The organism is Ruegeria sp. YTSC192, from assembly GCF_059609705.1.
In genome coordinates this window covers 35,803-54,186 of sequence record NZ_JBXWMG010000002.1, presented here as the reverse complement: position 1 = coordinate 54,186, position 18,384 = coordinate 35,803, and the positions used below count along the sequence as shown (strand labels likewise).

Sequence of the window (18,384 nt, the reverse complement as noted above, 5' to 3'; positions counted from 1 at the left end):
TTTGCAGGCTTGATGGTCGTCGTTTTGTTGTTCATATGCTCCGAATTAGATATCAAATCCGCAATTGCCCAAGGATTAAGCACGTTGACGCTGCACCTCGCCGATAAAACTGTATCTCCGCCTGTCTTGCTGGCCCCCATGGCTGGAATCACGGATCGCCCGTTCCGCGATCTGGTGATGCGTTTTGGCGCGGGCATGGTGGTCAGTGAAATGGTCGCCAGTCAGGAAATGGTGCAGGCCAAACCCGGCGTGCGCGAACGGGCCGAGCTGTCGGCCGATGTAGAGAACACCGCGGTTCAACTTGCTGGGCGAGAGGCACATTGGATGGCCGAGGCTGCCCGTCAGGTGGCAGATCGTGGCGCGCGCGTAATCGATATCAACATGGGCTGTCCTGCCAAGAAGGTGACGAACGGTTATTCCGGTTCGGCCTTGCTTAAGACACCGGACCACGCCCTGAGTTTGATCGAGGCCGTGGTTGAGGCCGTCGATGTCCCCGTGACGCTCAAAACGCGGCTAGGATGGGATGATGCACTGCTGAATGCCCCAGACGTAGCGCGCCGGGCCGAGGGGGCGGGCATTCAGATGGTCACGATCCACGGGCGAACACGTTGCCAGTTTTACAAAGGCCACGCCGATTGGCAGGCGATCCGAGCGGTGAAGGAGGCGGTCTCGATCCCTGTCATCGCCAATGGGGACATCGTGGATACGCATACGGCCCACACCGCGCTGAAGCAATCGGGCGCGGATGGCGTCATGGTTGGCCGAGGGGCGCAGGGCAAGCCGTGGTTGCTGGCCCAGATCTGCCATGAGGTCTATGGCACCGACGCGCCGCAGATCCCCGAAAGCGCGGAACTGATTGACATGGTGCGCGCGCATTATCAGGCGATGTTGGGCTTTTACGGTACTGACCTTGGTCTCCGCGTCGCTCGCAAACATCTGGGCTGGTACATGGATGAAGCCGGAACACCCGCGCCTCTGCGTCGCGCGGTCCTGACCTCGCGCGATACGGATGAGGTGCTGCGCCTGTTGGGCGATGCGCTGGAGTTTCAGCAAGGAGTGGCGGCATGACTTCAGATCAGAGCATCTGGAACTCGCTACCCGTTCCAGCCTTCATTATCGACCAGAACGACCGGATTGCGGATGTGAACTCCTCGGGCGAGGGGTTTCTGAACGCCTCGCGTAAGTCGGTGATCGGCCACCCCGTCTGGGATCAGATCGCCGTTGACGCTCCGCTAGAGGAAGCTTTTGACCGCGCGCGCGAGCAGGGCACGCCATTGTTCGTTAACGATGTGGATGCAGGGTCCGGGAACCGTGCGCCGCAGCAATGTGCCTTACAGATTGCGCCACTGGTGGGTCACCCCGGCTCGATGATCATGATCATATCCCCGCGCGAATTGGCGGGGCGTATGACGCGGGGGAATACGGTCAAGTCCGCTGCGCAATCCGCCATCGGAATGGCCGAAATGCTGGCGCATGAGATCAAGAACCCACTGGCGGGGATCACGGGCGCCGCACAATTGCTGAGCATGAATATCGCGCCGCAAGACCTTGAACTTACAGATCTTATCGTTGCTGAAAGTCGCCGGATTGTGAAGTTGTTGGAGCAGGTCGAGCAGTTCGGGAACCTGCAGCAACCCGATTTCAAGCCGGTCAATATCCACGATGTCCTGGACCGCGCCCGCCGTTCGGCCCTGTTGGGCTTCGGCGCGGATATGGCCATTGTCGAGGACTATGACCCATCGCTGCCACTGGCCTTTGGGGACCCGGACCAACTTCTGCAAGTTGTTCTGAACCTGTTGAAAAACGCCTCTGAGGCGGCGGGTCCGCAGGGCGGTACAATCCGCCTGCGTACCTATTTCGAGCATTCCTTCCGCCTGCGTCGCAGCGATGGATCGGGACATTCGCTGCCGCTGCAGATCGAGATCATTGACGACGGTCCGGGCCTGCCTGAGAAAATCCGCAGTGACATCTTTGACCCCTTTGTCTCGGGCAAGGAAAACGGGACAGGGTTGGGGCTGGCCTTGGTCAGCAAGATCGTCTCGGACCATGACGGCTGGATTTCCGTTGATTCCGTTCCGGGGCGGACCGTTTTCAAATTGTCGCTACGCCGTGCGCCGGCTGAAAATAAAAAATCGAAAGAGGAGAGTATCTGATGGATGGCACCGTTCTGGTCGCGGATGACGACCGCACGATCCGCACCGTTCTGACGCAGGCTCTGACGCGCGCCGGATGTAAGGTGCATGCCACATCCTCGCTGACCACGCTGATGCGCTGGGTTGGCGAAGGCAAAGGGGACGTGGTGATCTCGGACGTGGTCATGCCGGACGGTAACGGCTTGGAAATGCTGCCAAAGATCGCTGAGGACCGGCCGGGCTTGCCGGTGATCGTAATCTCGGCTCAGAACACGATCATGACCGCTATCCAGGCGGCCGAGGCGGATGCTTACGATTACCTGCCCAAGCCGTTTGACCTGCCGGACCTGATGAAGCGGACGGCGCGTGCCTTGGAGCAGAAGCAGCGCCTGCAGAGCGATCCCGAACCCCAGGAAAGTGAACGCCCGGATGAGCTACCTCTGGTCGGGCGTACCCCGGTGATGCAGTCGCTTTATCGTCTGGTGGCGCGGGTGATGAACACCGATCTCTCGGTTATGATTTCTGGTGAAAGTGGAACCGGTAAGTCTCTGATCGCGCGGGCTATTCACGACTTCTCGGACCGTCGGACCTTGCCGTTTGTGACGGCAACGGCCGCCGATCTGCGCGACCTCGAAGGGCCTGCACGGGTCATGGCGCGGGTGCGTGGCGGGACGTTGTTGATTGATGAGATTGCCGATATCGACGACGAGATTCAGGCCCGGATCGTAAGGATGATGGATACTCCGGGCGACCACGTGCCCCGGTTCATGGCGACCAGCCAAACGGATATGACAGCCGGGATGGAAGACGGTCGTATCCGTCAGGACCTGTACTACCGCCTGTGCGGCGCCACCATTCACGTCCCGGCTCTGCGCGAGCGGGTGGATGACATCACCCTGCTGGCCGAGCATTTTCTGGCCCGTGAGGAAAAGGACCTTGGGTCGAAACGCTGGCTCAGTGCTGATGCGGTTGAACTGGTCCGGCGCTATTCCTGGCCGGGCAATGTGCGGCAGTTGGAAAACGCGATCCGCAGGCTCAGCCTGACCAGCCGGTCCGATGAGATCTCGAAAGCCGAGGTCGAGATGGTTCTGGGCAGCCAGCCCGAGGCTGAGCCCGTTCTGGGTGGGGGCGAGCGTGAAAAGCTGGCAACATCGGTCGAACGCCACCTGCGTCGATATTTCGATCTGCATGGCAATATGTTGCCGCCTCCGGGCCTTTATCAGCGTATTCTACGCGAGGTTGAGGCCCCCCTGATCGAAATCGCACTGGAAGCAACCGGTGGAAACCAGGCAAAATGCGCGGATTTACTTGGGATTAACCGAAATACGCTGCGAAAAAAGATCACTGACCTCGATATTCAGGTGACACGCCGTCGCAAACTGATGTAATATCGCCACACAAAGCGTGGCATCCGGGTATCGCCCGGCAATAGACCACGAGATATGGCGGTTCGCTGCGAAAGCGGCACATCAGGATGAGGGCAGACGGTGGCAACCCGGGCACAGAGCGGGATTCTCCCATCGGTTAACCGATGGCGCAGATCCCGGAAACTGCGCAATTTCAGCACCTTCGGGCTGGTTCTTCTGGGACCGGTCTTGGCGCTTGCGACATATCTTGTCATTGGTCCGTTCGATCTGGACGCAACGGCCCCGACGCTGCGCCTGATTCTGCTGGCTGACCTCGTTTACGTGCTGGTTGTCGCGGCCCTAGTGCTAGGGCAATTGGGCAGCCTGATCGCGGCGCGACGGGCGAAATCGGCGGGCTCTCGCCTGCATTTGCGTCTGATCGGTGCGTTTACTCTGTTGGCGCTTGTGCCCACCGTAACGGTCGCGATTTTCGCCGGGCTGACGGTGAATATTGGCCTTGAGGGGTGGTTCTCGGACCGGGTTCGGCAGGTTGTCGGATCATCACTGACGGCGGCCGAGGCATATGAGCAAGAGCATCGGCAGGGCCTGACACAAGACGCCACCGTTCTGGCGCTTTTCCTCGACAATGCGCGCGTGCGCGATTTCTACATCTCGGATGCCGAGTTGCGCGAAGTTCTGGCGCAGGGACAGGCGCAGATTCAGCGTGGCCTGCGCGAGGCATATGTGATTGACGGCGATGGTGAAATCCGGTCGCGCGGTGATCGCTCTTACCTGTTTAACTACGAAGCACCGACCCCTGCGCAGATGGCGGAAGCCACCGAAAACGGCCTTCTGGTCATCGCAGATTGGCAGAACAACGAATTCCGCGCTCTGGTGCCCTTGCAGGCGTATCTGGACCGCTACCTCTATGTCAGTCGTGAGGTCGACGGGCAGTTGCTGACGTTGCTGGATGACACCAAGGAAACCGCGCAGTTCTATCAGCAGCTTGAAAGCGAACGCGGGCGGGTGCTGTTCGAGTTCGGTCTTCTGTATCTGGGTTTTGCGCTGATCCTGATCCTTGCGGCGATGTCGCTGGGGATGTGGTTCGCGGAACGCCTTTCGCGGCCCGTGGGGCGTCTGACCACAGCGGCGCAGAGGGTCGGTGCGGGCGACCTGAGCGTGCAGGTGATCGAAGAGGCCAGCGATGATGAAATCGCCATGCTCGGTCGGTATTTCAACCAGATGACCCGGCAGTTGAAAGGTCAGCGGGACACGCTGCTTGAAAACACCCAGCAGATCGAAAGCCGTCGCCGCCTGTTCGACTCGGTGCTGAGTTCGGTGACCTCGGGCGTAGTGGGTGTTGACCCGGACGGGTGTGTGACCTTTGTCAACCGCTCGGCCGAACGGCTACTGGATTGGTCCCGGGGTGAGGAGCATCTGGCCATCGGCATCGCGGTACCCGAATTCCTGCCTTTGTTCGAAAGCCTGAAAGATAGTGGCCAAGAGGCGGTGCAAGGTGAGATCAAGGTCACCCGCAAAGGCCAGCTAGAGAACCTGTTGGTGCGGATGGCCACGCGGCGGGGCGAAGACGGCGGGCTTGAGGGCTATGTTGTGGCCTTTGATGACGTCACCGATCTGGTCAGCGCGCAGCGTATGGCCGCGTGGGGCGATGTCGCCCGGCGCATTGCCCATGAGATCAAGAACCCTCTGACCCCGATCCAGCTGAGTGCTGAGCGGATCAAGCGGAAGTTCTCGCGCAAGCTGGATGAAGAGGATTGCGATATCCTCGTCTCCATGACTGACGTGATCGTGCGTCAAACCAATGACTTGCGCCGGATCGTGGACGAGTTCTCGAAATTCGCGCGCATGCCCGAGCCTGAACGGCGCGAAGAAGATGTTGTTGCGCTGGTGCGCGAGGCGGTTCTGTTGCAGCAGGCTGGTCAACCCGAGGTGCAGATTGATGCGGATCTTCCGGACCAACCGATCCCGGTAGATGTGGACGCGACCATGCTGAATCAGGCGTTTACTAACCTGATCAAGAATGCCGGGGAAGCCATTGAAACACTGAAGGAAAAGGGCGCGCCGGAAAACCTGAAACCGCAAATCAAAGTGGCGGTCTCTGGCGACGAAGCGGGGACAATCATCACCATTGCGGACAATGGGATCGGATTGCCGGAAGACCGTGCGCGGTTGTTTGAACCTTATGTAACCACACGCGACGAAGGGACCGGGCTGGGCCTGCCGATCGTCAAGAAGATCATCGAAGAACACGGCGGAGCGCTGACGCTAGAAGACGCGCCCACCTTTGACGGACAGGACCATTTCGGCGCAATGGCCGTGATCCGTTTGCCGGGGGCGAACCTCCCATCCAATTCAGCGCCACAGAAGCAGGCGATTAAAACCAACATAGTGAAAGCAGGCCAAAGATGAGCGACATTCTGATCGTAGATGACGAACGCGATATTCGCGAACTGGTGTCCGATATTCTGGAGGACGAAGGCTATTCAACCCGGCTGGCGGCGAACTCGGACGAGTGCATGTCGTCGATCAATGCCGAACCGCCGGGGCTGTTGATCCTGGATATCTGGCTGAAAGACAGCCGCATGGACGGGATTGATATTCTGAAAGCAGTCAAACGCGACAACCCGGATGTGCCGGTGGTGATCATTTCGGGTCACGGCAATATCGAGATCGCCGTCGCAGCCATCAAACAGGGCGCGTATGACTTTATCGAAAAGCCCTTCAACATCGACCAGTTGATGGTCGTGATCCGCCGCGCGATGGAAACCTCACGCCTGCGCCGCGAAAACGCCTCGCTCAAGCGCAAAGAAGTCAGCTGCTCGGATATGATCGGCAAGTCGGCTTCGTTCAGGACAATGCAGGGCCAGTTGGACAAGGTCACCAAGTCCAACGGCCGCGTGATGCTGAGCGGTCCAGCCGGGTCGGGCAAGGAAATCGCGGCGCGGTACATCCACGCGCATTCCAACCGGGCCAACGCACCCTTCGTGACGGTCAACTGCGCCGGGATCGAACCGGAGCGAGTAGAAGAGGTTCTGTTCGGGCGCGAAAGCAGCGAGCGCGGTGTGGAGCCGGGCCTGCTGGAAGAAGCGCATGGCGGCGTGATCTATTTCGACGAAGTGGCTGATATGCCCTTGGGCACTCAATCCAAGATCCTGCGGGTTCTGGTTGATCAGCAATTCCAGCGCGTTGGCGGCTCGGACAAGGTGCGGGTCGATCTGCGCGTTATTTCCTCGACCAATAAGAACCTCGATGATGAGATTGTGGCCGAGCGGTTCCGTGAGGAACTCTATCACCGCCTGAACGTTGTCCCGATTGATGTCCCCTCGCTGGAGGATCGTCGCGAGGATATTCCGGTTTTGGCGCAGCATTTCATCGAAATGTGCAATGAAACTCAGGGCTTGCCGGTTCGGGAACTGTCTGAAGAAGCGGTGGCGTTGCTGCAGACCATGACATGGCCCGGCAACGTCCGTCAGTTGAAGAACCTGATCGAGCGTGTCCTGATCCTCGGCGATGGCACAGGCCCGATCGAGGCGCGCGAGCTGCCGAGCGATGAAGACAAGGCCGAGGATTCGGGTCGTGTCGTCCTGTCCGGTGCGCTGGCCACTCTGCCACTGCGCGAGGCGCGTGAAGCGTTTGAGCGGGAGTATCTGCTGACCCAGATCAACCGGTTCGGTGGCAATATCAGCCGCACGGCCAGCTTTGTCGGGATGGAGCGCAGCGCGCTGCACCGCAAGCTGAAATCGCTGGGCGTTGTGACTTCGAACAAATCGGGTGCGCGCGTCGCACAAATTGATGAGCCGGAACCGGCGGAGTAATCTGTCGGGAGGGTCACGATGGGCATGGGCGTGCCATCCACGGGCAAGCGGTTTGAGACCCGGGGCTATCCCGGTTTCGGCAAACGTCTGAAACGGTTGCGCCGGTCCGTCGGGTACAAACAGGCCCATCTGGCCGAGCTGCTGGAGGTGGATCAGGCCACCATCTCACGTTGGGAGAGAGGCGGGCAGACGCCGCCTTGGGACATGCAGCAAGCGGTCTTTGCCAGGCTTGGCCCAAAGCGATCCGATGACAGCGCGTTGCGTCGCTTGGTGATGAATTCCTCTGACTGTCTTCATCTGGTCGAAGAGACCAGCCACAAATGCCTTGCCTATTCCGCCAGTCGGGCAAGGGACTGGAAAACCAGCCAGAACGCGCTTTTGGGCGTGTCGCTCTGGCAGTTTGCGACCGAAGAAATCCAGAAGGCCGAGGCCGAGTTGGAGGCCGAAGGATGGTGGGACATGCACACGCCCGCGCCCAAGGCCTTCCAGACCTCCGAGGTGATTCACGACCGTATTCGGATCAGTGCCGGGGAAATCATATGGGAACGCCTCTACCTGTCTGACGGCACGCCGGTTCGTCTGGTCAGCGGGACGAAAGCGGGCGCATAATTTATGCGTTCCTTGGGCTGAACAGGCGCTGTAAAAGCGCCCTATGATGCAAGCATTTCAGGTTCTTCTCCTCTGGCTGGCCGGTCTGGGCGCGGCAACGCAATTTGCCAAGATTGCTGTGCCATTTCCCGAACTTGTTTTGCTTTACCCCAGCCATGTCGAGAGCATGGGGTGGCTGTTGTCGATCATCAGCCTGCTGGGCGCGGTTCTGGGTGCGGTGTCTGGTGCCATGGTAGGGCGCGTCGGTGCGTTGAAACTGCTGATTGGCGGTTTGTGTCTGGGTGGCGCGCTGTCGATCTTTCAAGCGAGTTTGCCCGGATTTTACACCATGCTGGCCACCCGGTTTGTCGAGGGTCTCTCGCATCTTGCCATCGTGGTCGCCGCGCCCACGCTGATCGCGCAGATCACCAGCGGCAAGGCACGCAATATCTCGATGGTGTTATGGAGCACATTCTTCGGCGTCGCCTTCGCGTTGAACGCCTGGATCGGCCTGCCGGTCGTCGCGCATTTCGGGCTGCCTTTTTTCTTCGCTTTGCATGGCGGCCTGATGATTGCCATCGCGGGTCTGATCCTGCTTTGTGGATTAAAGGTTCAACCTTCTCAGGACGTTGCCCCTTGGCGTTGGAGCGAACTTTTTGACGTGCATCTACTCACTTACCGGTCGCCCTTTGTGTCGGCCCCGGCCATAGGGTGGTTCTTCTACACCTTAACCTTCGTCTCGTTGCTGGCCATATTGCCGGGGCGGTTGCCCGAGGGGCATGCCGCGACTGTTGCGGGTCTCATGCCCTTGGCAGGCATTGTACTAAGCTGGGTCGCGGTCCCAATACTATTGTCCCGCATGTCCTGCGTTGCGGTCGTCAATCTGGGATTTGCGCTTGGAATGTTTGCTATCGCCGGGGTGTTTCTTGGCGTGCCGCTCGAACTTGTTTGTATATTTCTGTTTGCGGTGCTGGGCCTGGTGCAAGGGGGTAGCTTTGCCGCCGTGCCGATCCTGAACCAAACGCCCGAGACGCAAGCCCTCAGCTACGGCGCCATGGCGCAGATGGGCAATGCGGGGAACCTGTTGGGAACGCCCGTCTTATTGGCCGTACTTGGGCGGACGGGGGAGACCGGTATGTTGATCACAGTGATCGGAATCTACGCGGCCGCGATCCTTGCGCATGTCGCATTGGCGCGGAAACGAGCGGCCCGTCAGCCCGCTTGACCGGGTGTGATGATCTGAAATGACCCGTCATCGAACTTGACGAAGCAGGATTCCGTACTCAGCGGCGGTAGGGTCGTCGTACGGGTCGCCGGTACTCGGGATTTCACCCCGGATTTGCAGGGTGGCAGGCTGACAGGGCGAAAGCCTTTCTGCGCCATGCACTGTGCCTCAACCGTGTTGCGCAGGGGTTGGTTGACGTCGACCGTGTAAATGCGCCCCGGCTCCCACCAGCCACCACTGCGATAGCACCGTCCGCTTCCGTCGCAATAGGTGCGGCCCGGCCAATAGGTCGGCGGACCCTGACGGACCTGGTTGGCAACCGGTGCTTGTTCAAGCGCCTGAACCCTACATTGCGTGGTTTGTTCCTGCATCTTCGACACGCTTTCCCCTTCGCGATAGTATATGGAAAGCGGACCGCAAGCAGTCAGCAGCATCACTGGAACAAGCAGGTGAATGAGTGTTTTCATATGCTTATTCTGCCCGAAAATCTCGGGAATGACAATTCAATTGACCCTCTCAGGACCATCTGTCATTCAAAGATTTCAGGCAGAGGGACCAGAAACATGAAGGTCATCATTTGCGGTGCGGGTCAGGTTGGCTGGCAGATTGCACGGCACCTATCGGGCGAGTTGAACGACGTCACGGTGGTGGACAACAATCCCGATCTGGTGCGTCGCGCCACGGAAACACTGGACGTGCAGGGGATCGCAGGGTTTGCCAGCTATCCGGACGTGCTGGAACGGGCAGGGGCGCGCGACGCCGATATGATCATCGCCGCGACTCACTCGGACGAGGTGAACATGGTCACCTGCCAGATGGCCCATTCGGTTTTCGCCATCCAGCGCAAGATCGCGCGTTTGCGGTCGCAATCCTATCTTCAGGCGATCCACTCGGACCTTTATCGCCGCGATCACCTGCCCATCGACGTGGTGATCAGCCCCGAACGTGAAGTCGCCGCCGCCGCCATGCGCCGCCTGTCGGCCCCGTCGGCCTTTGACACCGAGATGTTCATGAACGGCAAGGCGCAGTTGCTGGGCATCCGGATTGACGAAGATTGCCCGATCGTGAACACGCCTTTGCGGCAGTTGACCGATTTGTTCTCGACCCTCAGCTCTATCGTTGTCGGGGTCCGGCGCGAGGGCAGCCTGTTTGCGCCTGAAACCGAAGATCAGCTGTTCGTGGGCGATGAATGTTATGTCTTCACCAGCGTGAAAGATGTCGACCGCACGATGGAGGTGTTCGGCAAAGCGCAAAAGCGGCAGGAACGTGTGGTGATTGTCGGTGGTGGCAATGTCGGGCTTGAGGTCGCGCGAGCGCTGGAAGATCGCGAAAGCCGCGTACGCGCCAAGATTGTCGAGCGGGACCGGCAATGCGCCGAAAAAGCCGCCGAGGCGCTGGAGCGGACTATTGTTCTGCATGGCGACGGGCTGGATTCGGCGCTGTTGAACGAGGCGGGGATTGACCGTGCCGATGCGATGCTGGCTGTCACCGATGATGATCGCACCAACATGCTGGCAGCCGTGCGCGCCAAGGCTGAAGGCTGCGCGCTTGCGATTGCGCTGATCAACGATCCCAGCATGGTCGCGTTGATGGGCCCGCTGGGCATTGACGCCTATATCAATCCGCGCGCCACCACGGTCAGTTCGATTCTGCGCCATATCCGGCATGGGCGCGTGCGTCAGGTCTATTCTATCGGCGACGCCGAGGCCGAGGTGATCGAGGCCGAGGTGCTTTCGACCTCGCCCATGGCCGGGCAGAAACTGCGCGATATCGACTTCCCCGAAGGCGTTCTGGTCGGAGCCGTGCGCAAAGGCGATGAGCTGTTGCGCCCGACGGGCAGTCTGCGGATTGACGAAAAGGACGTTCTGGCGATCTTTGCCATGTCCAAGGACGTCCCCGAGGTCGAACGGCTGCTGCAGGTCTCGATTGATTTCTTCTGATGGCGCGTGTGGTCTCAGTACGGTTTGGAGTTTTGCGGCGCTTGCCGCTGTTTCTGCTGATCTGGGCGATTTCGGCGCTGTCGATGTGGCTGCCCGCGGGTTATGCGCTAGTGCTGGATGATCACGAGACCTCGCGGTCTTTTCTCTATTCCGGTCTGCTGGGGCTGTTTCTGGTGTCCGCGATTGCGGTGGCGGCCTCGAACCGGGTGCCGCGACGGGGGACGCTGGGGCAATTGGCGGTGCTATTGGGCTGTTTCACCATCCTGCCGGTCTTTCTGGCCATCCCGTTTCACGACGCGCTTGGCAATACCACTTTTCTGAACGCCTATTTCGACATGGTCAGCGCCCTGACCACGACAGGCGCCGATCTGTTTCCCGATCCAAACCGCCTCAGCGCGCCATTGCATCTGTGGCGGGCTTTGGTGGGGTGGATGGGTGGTCTGCTGATGTGGATCGCCGCCGCCGCGATCCTCGCACCGCTGTCGCTGGGTGGGTTCGAGGTCACAGCGCGTGGGCAACCCGGTCGCCCGGTTTCGGGCGTGGCACAGAGCGAGCAGGTCGATCCACGCGGCCGCCTGCTGCGCGTGACCCGCACCCTGACGCCGATTTATGCGGGCCTGACCGTCGTGGTCTGCATCCTGCTGCTGATCGCCGGAGAGCAGGGCCTGACCGCGATATGCCATGCGATGTCGGTCATGGCGACCTCGGGCATCTCGCCCGTTGGCGGGCTGGAGGGCGCGCAGGCTGGCATCACTGGCGAGATGATCCTGTTTCTGTTCCTGCTTTTTGCCCTGTCGCGCCTGACGTTTTCTACCGACACGGCGGCCAGCGGCTTTGCCCGGCTGGACAAGGATCCCGAGTTCCGGATCGGGCTGTTCATTGTGCTGGCGGTCGCGGTGTTGCTGTTCTTCCGCGTTTGGGTGGGCGTGACAGAAATTGGCGGCCAATTGCAGCCCCTGCAGGTTCTGAATGTGATCTGGGGCATGCTGTTCACGGGCCTGTCTTTCCTGACTACAGCTGGATTCGAGAGCGCCAACTGGAACGATGCCCAGCAGCTTTCGGGTCTGGGGACACCGGGGCTGGTTTTGCTGGGGCTGGCGCTGGTGGGCGGCGGTGTTGCGACCACAGCGGGCGGGGTAAAATTGCTGCGGGTCTTCGCGCTCTACCTCAATGGCGCGCGTGAGATCGACCGGCTGATCCACCCATCTTCGGTCAGTGGTACCGGTGGCGGCAACCGCCGCATTCAAAGCGACGGAGCTTTCATCGCGTGGATCTTTCTGATGATGTTCGCGCTGACCTTGGCCCTGTTCAACCTGCTGCTGGCCCTTATGGGATCGGGGTTCGAACAGGCCATGGTGCTGAGCGTTGCTGCCCTCAGCACAACCGGGCCGCTGATCGAACTGGCGACGGATGTCCCGATCCGCTTGGTCGACCTGCCGGGCGGGGCCAAACTGACGCTCTGCGCCGCGATGGTGATCGGTCGGCTTGAGACGCTGGCCATCATCGCGCTGATCACGCCGACCCTGTGGCGGGATTGAAGCATTGCAACCGCCCGATGTTACTGCCTGATTTTTCGTCTGGAATATCTGTGCGCGTCACTCCATACTCTGCCAGAGGGAGCGCGTTGGTCCGCAGCGCGTAGCAAGAACAATGGCGAGATAATAAAATATGGCTTCTGACAGACAGAATCTGCAGGACGCGTTCCTGAACAATGTACGGAAAGCAAAAGTCCCGGTCACGATTTTCCTGATCAATGGCGTGAAATTGCAGGGTGTGATCACTTGGTTCGACAATTTCTGCGTATTGTTGCGCCGCGACGGACAGTCGCAGTTGGTCTACAAACACGCGATTTCAACCATCATGCCATCGCAGCCGATCAACCTGTATGAGGGCGAAGACGCCTCTTGATGGAACATGAAAGGGCGCGCACCCGGGCTTGGGTGCTGCATCCTGAAATCAAATCAGATGAACAGCGCCGCGTCCCCGGACCTGCGCTGGAAGAGGCGGTTGCACTGGCCGCCGCATTACCCGATCTGGATGTGATCGGGTCCGAGATCGTGCGCCTGCCGCGCGCCCAGCCGGGCCTTTTGTTCGGCAGCGGCAAGATCGACGAACTGGCCGAACGCCTGCACGATAGCGAGGTCGAACTGGTTCTTATCGACGGCCCCGTGACGCCGGTTCAGCAACGCAACCTTGAGAAAGCGTGGAAGGTCAAAATCCTCGACCGGACGGGTTTGATCCTTGAGATTTTCAGCGACCGCGCGCGTACCCGCGAAGGTGTGTTGCAGGTCGAGATGGCCGCGCTCAGCTATCAGCGCACGCGGCTTGTCCGGGCTTGGACCCACCTGGAACGCCAGCGGGGCGGGTTGGGCTTTGTTGGCGGCCCCGGTGAAACTCAGATCGAGGCCGACCGCCGCGCTATTGATGAACAACTGGTGCGCTTGCGTCGACAACTGCAAAAGGTGGTCAAGACCCGCACGCTGCACCGGGCCGCGCGGGCCAAGGTGCCGTATCCGATCGTGGCGCTTGTGGGCTACACCAACGCGGGCAAATCCACCCTGTTCAATCGCCTGACCGGGGCCGAGGTGATGGCCAAGGACATGCTGTTTGCCACGCTGGATCCGACCATGCGCCGGGTTGTTCTGCCAGACGGTCCCGAGGTGATCCTGTCGGACACGGTGGGTTTCATCTCGAACCTTCCGACCGAACTGGTCGCGGCATTCCGGGCAACGCTTGAGGAAGTTCTGGGCGCGGACCTGATCGTGCATGTGCGCGACATCAGCCATGACGAGTCGCAAGCGCAGGCAGATGACGTTCTGGCCATTCTCACCACATTGGGTGTTGATGACGAACGGCCCATGCTGGAGGTTTGGAACAAGACCGATCTGCTGGACGCCGAAGAACGCGACGCGATGCTGGCACGCGCCGACCGCGATCCGTCGATCTTTGCGATCTCGGCCGTGACCGGGGATGGGATCGCACCTCTGCTGGCTGATATCGCGACAAAACTGCAGGGGGTCCGGCGTGAAACCGTTCTCTCACTGAGCTTCGCCGAAGGGAACAAGCGCGCGTGGCTGTTCCGGCAGGATGTGGTTCGATCCGAAGAGCAGACAGAAGACGGGTTTGAGATCACGGTACTTTGGACCGACAAACAGGCGGCGCAGTTTGCCGCTCTATAGGAGGGGCAGCATGTCTGAGGCATCCAACACATATGTGCGCCTGAACGGCTGTCTCGATGTCCCCGATGATCATGTGCAGGAGGCGCGCGACGCGCTTCCGCAACACGTGGCGTTAACGCGAGCCGAGCCGGGCTGTATTAGCTTTGTCGTCGAAGAGGATCAGGGATGTCCGGGGCGGTTCCTTGTCTCCGAGGTGTTTGCCGACCAGACCGCTTTTGAAGCTCATCAGACCCGAACGCGCGCGTCGGACTGGTTTCGGATCACGCAGGGCTTCGCACGGCACTATGTGATTGAAGGCGCAGGGGAAGATCAGGGTTGATCTACGCTCTGCCAATCTGCCGTTCATAGTCGGCCTGATCGAACCAACCCAAGGACGACTGGACCTTGTATTCGGGTGTCAGGTCCCATTCCTCCCATCCGCGAACCACAACGAAATTGCCGCTTTCGGAATGGTTGCCCTCCATCGTTTTCACAAAGATCGCGTGTGATCCGGCCCAGCGGAACATGTCGCACCGCACTTCGAGATTGGACAGCTCGGCGTGAAAACCACGTACCATGTCTGTGATGGCGGCACGTCCTTCGAAGGGGTCGCCCTGGTTGATGACGATTCGCCCGTCGGGCGCATAGAAACTGGCAACCGCGCTTGCGTCGGTCGAACTCCAGGCGATGGCATAGTCGCGCGCCAGATTGTTCAGGATATCCCGAATGCTTGCCATGATTGCCCCCAACTGGTCCTACATCACCTGATCGGTGATTCTAGGCCAAGTTGGAAAGACTTGCCACGATGCCCCGGTAATCGGGGCGGGGAGTCGCCGAATGGGCGGATTATTGCGGGGTGAGCGTGGTGACACCCACCGAGGCGGCTCGGGCCAGATCAAGGTCGAGGGACATCGGGATGTATTCTCCGCGCCGCCACAGCTGCGCCTGATCGTCATAGTAACGAGACAGGAAATGCCCGGACTGTCCGGTCGCGGTGATAAAGACGGAACTGTCGGGATCGGCGAAATCATAGACGCCGCGATAGCCAGCGCCATGCACGTTCAGGAAAGGGTCAGGGCCTTCGCCCGAGGTCCGACCGCGCAGCAGTGTGTTGTCGCCTCCGCTGGTCGATTGGCGGATGTTGACGAAGTAGCGCAGGACCGGAACGTTCCCAAGAACCGGATGATCATGGGTCGCCTGATGGGCATCGCCCCAGCGCAGGGATTCAAGCGCTGTTCCATAGGTCTCGGCGATCCAGATCAACGCGTCGTCCAACGCCAGTTCTGCCATGTCCGAGCAGGTCTCGACCGGGGCGCTTTGGCGCACGTCACACCAAACCGATGCGCCATCAATGTCGCGGTAAACCCGTTCAATGAATAAAGGCTCCACATGTTTGAACTCACTGGCCAGCGGGCCGAGTTCATCCCCGATCAGGCGGATCTGCAAGGCACGCAGCCACGCGGCATAGATCAAGGGTTCGGGCAGATGTTCGTTCATCTCGCCGTTCCAGTCGGCCAACTGAGACAGGGCGATCTGGCGCTGGCGCTCGGGGGTCCCGTCGGGGGCCGAGGCACCGGTGAACCACAAATCCGCTCCGATCAGCGGCAATAGCGAGCGCGCGGTGAAACTGACGGTGTCCAGTTGTGCTTCGATAAAGCTGTCGCGGGTATGGACCTCGCGCGATTGCATCAGCCGTTCCCAGCGATGAACGCGTTGGGTGTCGCCCCATTCGAATGAGACATGGTTGGGAAATGGACGGTCGATAATCTTGTTGTTGGTATTGCCCAGCAGACCACCGGCAGGCGCGGTGAACTCGGGGTTTGTGGCGTAGGGCATGCGGCCTTGCCACCGGTTTTCGGCAATCCAGCCGGGGGTTGGGATGCGCCCTTTGCTTTGGTTCAGGCGGTCACGCTTAGGGATTGCTCCGATCAGTTTTAGGCCAATCGTTTCGGTGTCGACCAATGACAGGTTCTGCGACGGCGCTATGAACTTCTCTGCGATGTCAATGGCTTCGCGCACGGTATCGGCGTTCATCAGGGCCATTGAAGCGCTCATCGACGTGTCATTCGGGCTAAGTGCGGTCCAGGACAAAGACGCGACATGTCCCGGTGGCGTGATCGTTTCCAGATCATAGTGGCTGCCGGGCAGAACCGGGCCGTTTTCCGTCCAGCGCAGGGTCAGTGTGATGGGGGCTTCGTCCTTGATTTCGATGATCGAAGGGCGGCTCTGGAATTCCTTGAACCCGTTCGGGGTCAGGTATTCCTGAGGATTGTCAGGGTTGAGCTGCTCGATATGCAGGTCCTGATCGTCCAGATAGGAGGAGGTCAGGCCCCAGCCCAAACGATCGCTGCGGCCGCTCATCACAGCGGGGACGCCGGGGATCGTTGCACCGATCACGCCGCCCTTGGCAAGGTCTAGATGCGCGAGATACCAAACACCGGGCGCGGTGAACCCCAGATGTGGGTCGTTGGCCAACAGGGTGCCGCCACTGGCCGAGCGGGACGGCGCGGCAACCCATGCGTTTGACGCACCAGCAAGACCACGTTTGGGGAATGGCGAAAGCGGCGTATCCGGCATCGGCGTCCCAGCGGCATAGCGCGGCAGGCCGGGAAACAGCTCGGCATATTCGGGCAGGGCAGCGATACCAGAACCGGGCACATCCGGCAGAATGTCGACCAGCCGCACTGGATCGTTCAGCATCAGTGAGGTGCGGGCGCGCAGAACCTCATCCTTCAGGTGACCCGACAGCTGTAACCCCATCAGTTTGATCACGGCCAGGCTGTCACCGGGTTGCCAGGGCGAGACGGGTGCGTTGAACAGAAACATCTCGGGCGCGCCGCGGCCCAAAGCCTCTTCGTTGATCTGTGTGAGGCGGGCGTTGACACCTGCGGAGTAAGCGCGCAGTGCGGCCTTGGTATAGTCGTCCTGCGCCTCGACCGAGCGATGGGCCAGGCCATAGAGGTCAAGCCGACGCAGCAGTTTGTCGACGGCAACGGTGCGCGCGCCAAAAACCTCGGACAGGCGGCCCTGGGCGGTGCGGCGCATGACGGTCATCTGCCACAAACGATCCTGTGCATGTGCATAGCCCAGGCCAAAGAACACATCCGGGTCGGTTTCACCAAGGATATGGGGCACGTTCGCTGTATCGCGAATGATCTCAACCGGGGCAGTGACGCCCTGAACCTCAAGGGTTTGATCGTATTCGGGCAGCGATTGGCTGGCCAGAAAATAGACCAGTCCGATGGCGGCAAGAACCAGCAGGACAAGACCCGTGGCGATACGTATCAACCAGCGAAAGACAAGAGCCATGGACGTCCCACTTGTATTCGTTCTTCACGTAGCGAGAGGTTACTTCAAGGCCGCCCCGACCGAAAGAGGAACACTGCGGAAACCTGCTGTGAGGTGGCAATGAAAAAGACCTCGCCCCTAGAGGGGACGAGGTCTGTCAGCCGGGGGGAGTGGTAGTATGAAATCAGGGGATGATGCGGGTATATTTGATGCCTTCGACGGTTGCGCCGATCTGCAGGCCCGCCTGGCCAAAGATGGCTGCCAAGACCGGGCTCAGCAGGGTGGTCGTGTCGGTCGACAACTGGTCGCCCTGATCACTGACCACATAGCCGATATCGGCACCGGCCGTCCAACCGCTGGAGCGGCGGAAATCGTTCAACGCGTCCTCGGTCATGAAGAACAGTACATGCGCGTATTGCTGCGCGCCAATCTGAAGGCCAGCGGTGCCCTTGACGGCCGAGTAGTAGTCAACCGTGGCCCCATTGATGCGCAGCGCGCCCTGACCATAACCGCCGCCGAACACAAATCCGGCCTCGGTGATCAGGGGCATGACCAGCATACCGTTGGCTTTTTCTGCGATCTCGACCGTGTTGGGATAGCGGGCATACATCTCGGTCAGTGTCGCGTCTACGCGGGCGTCGAGGGTGGCCGCGTTCGAGTTGCCGACGCCATTGCCGCAGGCTGCGGTCAGGGTCAGACCTGCCATGCCCAAGGCAAAGCCGCGACGGTTCAGTCGGGGAAGGGTGGAACTGCTCATGGTTTTTTATCTCTGTAACTGTGCCTGATATGTCGGGTGTTCCCGATCTTATGTGCAAGAATACGCCGATCGGCGCCACATGTCACGACAAAGCTGTCGCGACTAGCGAAACAA

At 60.1% G+C, this 18,384-nt stretch carries 16 protein-coding genes; 12 read left to right on the top strand and 4 right to left on the bottom strand.

Going from position 1 to position 18,384, the window contains the following annotated elements:
* Positions 1-84: 84 nt before the first annotated feature.
* The 7 genes from dusB to AC2FD8_RS03440 all read left to right on the top strand — a co-directional run bounded on the left by dusB (position 85) and on the right by AC2FD8_RS03440 (position 9,127).
* Entirely contained in the window at positions 85-1,068 is a 984-nt protein-coding gene (dusB, locus tag AC2FD8_RS03470; protein WP_496874284.1) for a tRNA dihydrouridine synthase DusB, read from the top strand.
* Positions 1,065-2,153, top strand: a complete 1,089-nt coding sequence (locus AC2FD8_RS03465; RefSeq protein WP_496854050.1) for a two-component system sensor histidine kinase NtrB — start codon at positions 1,065-1,067, stop codon at positions 2,151-2,153. The genes dusB and AC2FD8_RS03465 overlap by 4 nt, the downstream gene beginning before the upstream one ends.
* Positions 2,153-3,520 (top strand): response regulator, encoded by a 1,368-nt coding sequence (locus AC2FD8_RS03460; RefSeq protein WP_496854049.1) that lies wholly within the window; start codon positions 2,153-2,155, stop codon positions 3,518-3,520. The genes AC2FD8_RS03465 and AC2FD8_RS03460 overlap by 1 nt, the downstream gene beginning before the upstream one ends.
* Positions 3,521-3,619: 99 nt before the next feature.
* Complete coding sequence (locus AC2FD8_RS03455) at positions 3,620-5,908, top strand: sensor histidine kinase NtrY-like (protein WP_496854048.1); 2,289 nt, start codon at positions 3,620-3,622, stop codon at positions 5,906-5,908.
* Entirely contained in the window at positions 5,905-7,314 is a 1,410-nt protein-coding gene (gene ntrX, locus AC2FD8_RS03450; protein WP_496854047.1) for a nitrogen assimilation response regulator NtrX, read from the top strand. The genes AC2FD8_RS03455 and ntrX overlap by 4 nt, the downstream gene beginning before the upstream one ends.
* An 18-nt stretch (positions 7,315-7,332) precedes the next feature.
* Entirely contained in the window at positions 7,333-7,923 is a 591-nt protein-coding gene (locus tag AC2FD8_RS03445; RefSeq protein WP_496854046.1) for a helix-turn-helix domain-containing protein, read from the top strand.
* Positions 7,924-7,966: 43 nt separating this feature from the next.
* Positions 7,967-9,127: an MFS transporter gene (locus AC2FD8_RS03440; protein WP_496854045.1), complete on the top strand. Its 1,161-nt coding sequence runs from the start codon at positions 7,967-7,969 to the stop codon at positions 9,125-9,127.
* Here AC2FD8_RS03440 and AC2FD8_RS03435 read toward each other — a convergent pair.
* Positions 9,115-9,594, bottom strand: coding sequence for a hypothetical protein (locus AC2FD8_RS03435; protein WP_496854044.1), 480 nt, complete (start codon positions 9,592-9,594; stop codon positions 9,115-9,117). The two genes, AC2FD8_RS03440 and AC2FD8_RS03435, sit on opposite strands and share 13 nt — an antisense overlap.
* Positions 9,595-9,690: 96 nt before the next feature.
* Between AC2FD8_RS03435 and trkA the strand changes: the two genes are divergently transcribed.
* From trkA to AC2FD8_RS03410, 5 genes are all read left to right on the top strand, one after another.
* Positions 9,691-11,067 carry a Trk system potassium transporter TrkA gene (gene trkA / locus AC2FD8_RS03430; protein WP_496854043.1) on the top strand — a complete coding sequence of 459 codons (1,377 nt, stop codon included), beginning with the start codon at positions 9,691-9,693 and terminating at the stop codon, positions 11,065-11,067.
* The gene (locus tag AC2FD8_RS03425; protein WP_496854042.1) at positions 11,067-12,605 is read left to right on the top strand and encodes a potassium transporter TrkG; all 1,539 of its coding nucleotides are present in this window, start codon (positions 11,067-11,069) and stop codon (positions 12,603-12,605) included. The genes trkA and AC2FD8_RS03425 overlap by 1 nt, the downstream gene beginning before the upstream one ends.
* Positions 12,606-12,735: 130 nt before the next feature.
* Positions 12,736-12,975 (top strand): RNA chaperone Hfq, encoded by a 240-nt coding sequence (gene hfq / locus AC2FD8_RS03420; RefSeq protein WP_005982826.1) that lies wholly within the window; start codon positions 12,736-12,738, stop codon positions 12,973-12,975.
* Positions 12,975-14,246, top strand: a complete 1,272-nt coding sequence (gene hflX / locus AC2FD8_RS03415) for a GTPase HflX (RefSeq protein ID WP_496854041.1) — start codon at positions 12,975-12,977, stop codon at positions 14,244-14,246. The genes hfq and hflX overlap by 1 nt, the downstream gene beginning before the upstream one ends.
* A 10-nt stretch (positions 14,247-14,256) precedes the next feature.
* Positions 14,257-14,565, top strand: coding sequence for a putative quinol monooxygenase (locus AC2FD8_RS03410; RefSeq protein WP_496854040.1), 309 nt, complete (start codon positions 14,257-14,259; stop codon positions 14,563-14,565).
* A 1-nt stretch (position 14,566) separates the two neighbouring features.
* On the opposite strand, the gene AC2FD8_RS03405 is transcribed toward AC2FD8_RS03410, so the two are convergent.
* The 3 genes from AC2FD8_RS03405 to AC2FD8_RS03395 form a co-directional block, all read right to left on the bottom strand.
* Positions 14,567-14,962, bottom strand: a complete 396-nt coding sequence (locus tag AC2FD8_RS03405) for a nuclear transport factor 2 family protein (protein ID WP_496854039.1) — start codon at positions 14,960-14,962, stop codon at positions 14,567-14,569.
* A gap of 109 nt (positions 14,963-15,071) precedes the next feature.
* The gene (locus AC2FD8_RS03400) at positions 15,072-17,534 is read right to left on the bottom strand and encodes a penicillin acylase family protein (RefSeq protein ID WP_496854038.1); all 2,463 of its coding nucleotides are present in this window, start codon (positions 17,532-17,534) and stop codon (positions 15,072-15,074) included.
* Positions 17,535-17,697: 163 nt separating this feature from the next.
* Complete coding sequence (locus tag AC2FD8_RS03395; protein WP_170700517.1) at positions 17,698-18,270, bottom strand: lipid-binding SYLF domain-containing protein; 573 nt, start codon at positions 18,268-18,270, stop codon at positions 17,698-17,700.
* Positions 18,271-18,384: the final 114 nt, after the last annotated feature.

What these genes read in the sequence shown, in the direction of transcription:
- AC2FD8_RS03465 (WP_496854050.1), top strand. Translation starts at nt 1,065, where the DNA reads ATGACTTCAGATCAGAGCATCTGGAACTCGCTACCCGTTCCAGCCTTC.
- AC2FD8_RS03460 (WP_496854049.1), top strand. Translation starts at nt 2,153, where the DNA reads ATGGATGGCACCGTTCTGGTCGCGGATGACGACCGCACGATCCGCACC.
- ntrX (WP_496854047.1), top strand. Translation starts at nt 5,905, where the DNA reads ATGAGCGACATTCTGATCGTAGATGACGAACGCGATATTCGCGAACTG.
- AC2FD8_RS03445 (WP_496854046.1), top strand. Translation starts at nt 7,333, where the DNA reads ATGGGCATGGGCGTGCCATCCACGGGCAAGCGGTTTGAGACCCGGGGC.
- AC2FD8_RS03440 (WP_496854045.1), top strand. Translation starts at nt 7,967, where the DNA reads ATGATGCAAGCATTTCAGGTTCTTCTCCTCTGGCTGGCCGGTCTGGGC.
- AC2FD8_RS03435 (WP_496854044.1), bottom strand. Translation starts at nt 9,594, where the DNA reads ATGAAAACACTCATTCACCTGCTTGTTCCAGTGATGCTGCTGACTGCT.
- trkA (WP_496854043.1), top strand. Translation starts at nt 9,691, where the DNA reads ATGAAGGTCATCATTTGCGGTGCGGGTCAGGTTGGCTGGCAGATTGCA.
- AC2FD8_RS03425 (WP_496854042.1), top strand. Translation starts at nt 11,067, where the DNA reads ATGGCGCGTGTGGTCTCAGTACGGTTTGGAGTTTTGCGGCGCTTGCCG.
- hfq (WP_005982826.1), top strand. Translation starts at nt 12,736, where the DNA reads ATGGCTTCTGACAGACAGAATCTGCAGGACGCGTTCCTGAACAATGTA.
- hflX (WP_496854041.1), top strand. Translation starts at nt 12,975, where the DNA reads ATGGAACATGAAAGGGCGCGCACCCGGGCTTGGGTGCTGCATCCTGAA.
- AC2FD8_RS03410 (WP_496854040.1), top strand. Translation starts at nt 14,257, where the DNA reads ATGTCTGAGGCATCCAACACATATGTGCGCCTGAACGGCTGTCTCGAT.
- AC2FD8_RS03405 (WP_496854039.1), bottom strand. Translation starts at nt 14,962, where the DNA reads ATGGCAAGCATTCGGGATATCCTGAACAATCTGGCGCGCGACTATGCC.
- AC2FD8_RS03400 (WP_496854038.1), bottom strand. Translation starts at nt 17,534, where the DNA reads ATGGCTCTTGTCTTTCGCTGGTTGATACGTATCGCCACGGGTCTTGTC.
- AC2FD8_RS03395 (WP_170700517.1), bottom strand. Translation starts at nt 18,270, where the DNA reads ATGAGCAGTTCCACCCTTCCCCGACTGAACCGTCGCGGCTTTGCCTTG.